Below are 827 nucleotides of genomic sequence, written 5' to 3'. Positions count from 1 at the left end.
CACTTTCTCCATAAACTGACTGACTCGCGCCTGGTCAACGAAATTGGCAAAAACGCCGTCCTTTTTAAAGGTGGTTGCGGTCACACAGCCATCGGCGATACTGAGTTGTTCCTCCACGTTTTCCAGGCAGACGCCCGTGTTGGCCAACACGACGGTGTCAGGCACCGTTTCTTTGACCCGTTTTAACAGCGCGCTGTCTGTACGCGTCCCGGCGGTCAGGCCAGAAACACAGAGCGCATCAGGATGGTTGTTAAATACTGTCGATTTAGCAATAGAACAGATATCGCGATTGCCCAGATACACGGCGGCCTCTGGGACGATATTGAACAAGGTTTTCACTTCGCCTGCACCAATCCGGTGTTGATGACGGATGGTCTCACCGACGTTAGTGTCCCAGACGCCAAAGTCGCTGGCATAGGCACCGGTAAATATCTCGCGGATAAACTTAGCGCCGGTAGCCATCGCCAGGTCGAATGAGGCGACCGGATCCCACAGAACATTCACGCCAAACGGGATGCGGATATCGCTCATTAATTGCCCGATGATTCGTGCCATTGCCGCAGTGGTTTCCGGACGCACCTTCGTGAGATAGGGAAGACTAAACTCGTTGGAGAACATGACTGCATCCACCCCACCATTTTGGAGCGCCATCAGATCGTCCCAGGCTTTGTCGATAACCCAGTTCATCCCCAACTGCGCATCAAAACTCGGGTCGCCGGGCAATGCACGTAGATGGCACATGGCGATGACCGCTTTTTCCGTCCCAATAACCTCTTTCAGCCAACTCATTGAAAGTACTCCTTATTCCGATAATTCACGTTTACGTA

At 52.6% G+C, this 827-nt stretch carries 1 protein-coding gene; it reads right to left on the bottom strand.

The window, feature by feature from the left end; translation table 11 throughout:
• A partial coding sequence (gene sgcQ / locus RTW80_RS26370; RefSeq protein ID WP_169751288.1) for a BtpA family protein SgcQ occupies positions 1 to 789 on the bottom strand: 789 nt, incomplete at its 3' end.
• Positions 790 to 827 lie beyond the last annotated feature (38 nt).

Origin of the sequence: Escherichia sp. AM3 (genome assembly GCF_032029835.1) — a bacterium.
Taxonomy (GTDB): Bacteria; Pseudomonadota; Gammaproteobacteria; order Enterobacterales; family Enterobacteriaceae; genus Escherichia; species Escherichia coli.
This window is presented reverse-complemented; position numbering and strand designations above follow the sequence as displayed.